The following is a 2495-nucleotide window of genomic DNA, read 5'->3' on the forward strand; positions in this document are numbered from 1 at the left end:
GAGTTCGGATTCGACTACCTGCGCGACAACATGGCGTGGCAGACCTCCGACTTGGTTCAGCGCGGGCACAATTTCGTCATCGTCGACGAGGTCGACTCCATCCTCATCGACGAAGCGCGCACCCCGCTCATCATTTCGGGCCCGGCGGAGGGCGACGCCGACAAGTGGTACTCGGAGTTCGCCCGTCTTGCTCTGCGGATGCGCAAGGACACCGATTACGAGGTCGATGAGAAGAAGCGGACCGTGGGAATCCTCGAGCCCGGCATCGACAAAGTCGAAGACCTCTTGGGCATCGACAACCTCTACGAATCTCTCAACACGCCGCTCATCGGCTACCTCAACAACGCCATCAAGGCCAAGGAGCTTTTCGTCAGGGACAAGGATTACATTGTCCGCGACGGCGAAGTCCTCATCGTCGATGAGCACACCGGGCGAGTCCTGCCCGGGCGCAGGTACAACGAGGGCATGCATCAGGCGATTGAGGCGAAGGAAGGCGTGGAGATCAAGGCTGAGAATCAGACTCTCGCCACGATCACGCTCCAGAACTATTTCCGTCTGTACGACAAGCTTTCGGGGATGACCGGAACAGCCGAGACAGAGGCCGAGGAGTTCGCCTCGACCTACAAGCTCGGCGTCGTTCCGATCCCCACGAACAAGCCGATGATTCGCGAGGACAAGGTCGATTATGTGTTCCCGTCCCGCAAGAGCAAACTCAAGGCGATCGTCGAGGACATCAAGGAACGCTACGAAGTCGGCCAGCCCGTCCTCGTCGGCACGACGAGCGTGGAAAAGTCCGAGGAGCTGTCGAAGCTTCTGCGTGAGGCGCGCGTTCCCCACCAGGTGCTCAACGCCAAGCAGCACGAGCGGGAAGCCGCCGTCGTCGCCGAAGCGGGACGCAAAGGCTCGGTCACGGTCGCGACCAACATGGCCGGGCGTGGAACCGACATCATGCTCGGCGGAAATCCCGAGCACCGGGCCGTCGCGGCCCTCAAATCCCGGGGCCTCGACCCGGAAGAGACCCCCGACGAGTATGAGGCCGCTTGGCCGCAGGCCCTGAAGGAAGCTGAAGAGGCCGTGGCGGAGGAGCACGACGAGGTCGTCGAGCTCGGCGGGCTCTATGTGTTGGGAAGCGAACGGCACGAGTCTCGGCGCATCGACAACCAGCTGCGCGGACGATCCGGACGCCAGGGAGACCCCGGCGAGTCCCGCTTTTACCTTTCCCTCGAGGACGACCTCATGCGCCTTTTCGCAACGGGGATCGCGCAGCGGGCCCTCAATCCTTCGATATATCCGGAGGACGAGCCGCTGGAGTTCAAGATCATCTCCAAGTCGATCGAACGCGCACAGACGTCCATCGAGTCGCGCAACGCCGAGATCCGCAAGAACGTTCTGAAGTATGACGACGTCATGAATGAGCAGCGCAATGTCGTCTACGGAGAACGTCGCCGCATTCTCGAAGGGGAGGACCTCGAAGCGATGGTCGAAGGGTTCCTCGATTACGTCATCGACGACATAGTGGGCGTCCACACCCAGTCTGACGCCCCCGACGAATGGGACCTCGACAAGGCGTGGATTGAGCTCAAAGGCTTCTACCAGCCCGGTTTCACGGTCGAGGAGCTGCTCGAAGAGGTCGGCGGCGTGTCGAAGCTGGAACGCGAACACGTGCTCGACGAGCTCAAAACCGACATTCACACGAACTATCGCGACCGCGAGGAGGAGGTGGGCGAGGACGCCATGCGCGAGCTGGAACGCCAGGTGATCCTCAACGTCCTCGACCGAAAGTGGCGCGAGCACCTGTATGAGATGGACTATCTCAAAGAGGGCATCGGCCTGCGCGCTATGGCGCAGCGCGACCCGCTCGTCGAGTACAAGTCCGAGGGCTACGACATGTTCCAAGCCATGAACGACGGGATCAAGGAAGAGTCGGTGCGCTACCTGTTCAACTTCGAGCTTCCGAGCGAGAGGGAGGAACGCGAGGCCGCCATCGTCAGCGCCGAGTCTGCGGCGCAGGCCGCCGCCGAGGCGGAGGCCGCTCAGCGCGAGCTGGCCGCCGAGATGGCCGCGCAGACCGCGGCCCAAAGCGCCCGCACACGGGTCGACGCCGAGAAGGTGCTGGGCATCAAAACGCCGAAGCGCTCGCGGGCGGTTTCCTACTCGTCGGCTTCGGAAGACGGCACGGTCAAGACGACCGACGAGTCGGGCAAGTCCGTGCGCCGTGCGGCCCCGAGAGGCTCGGAAGGGTCAAGCTACGGCATGAACCGCGCCCAGCGCCGGGCCGCCGCCCGTCGACGCAAGCACTGAGGCCGTCGCCCTTGACGCCGTCCGGCATTGAGGGCCGACCTTTCGGCGCGTTTGTGGATCACGGGGAGCTTCCCTGAGCAGCTCAACCGGTTGGCGCCCTCGGCTCCCGAGATTAGGCTATTTCGAGGGCGACGACCTTCCATCTGCCCCGCAGGAACTCCATGCGCAGGCACGCCGCCCGCACCCTCTGCCCG

Annotated in this window: 2 protein-coding genes; one reads left to right on the plus strand and one right to left on the minus strand. The window is 63.4% G+C overall.

Translation table 11 applies throughout. From position 1 onward, the window contains the following. On the plus strand, positions 1-2301 hold a 2301-nt coding region (secA, locus tag ACO48X_RS06725; protein ID WP_485001331.1), incomplete at its 5' end, for a preprotein translocase subunit SecA. Between the two features lie 112 nt (positions 2302-2413). Here the strand turns inward: secA and ACO48X_RS06730 are convergent. After that, a partial coding sequence (locus ACO48X_RS06730; protein WP_485001346.1) for an Rv3235 family protein occupies positions 2414-2495 on the minus strand: 82 nt, incomplete at its 5' end.

Source organism: Peptidiphaga sp. (assembly GCF_057238965.1).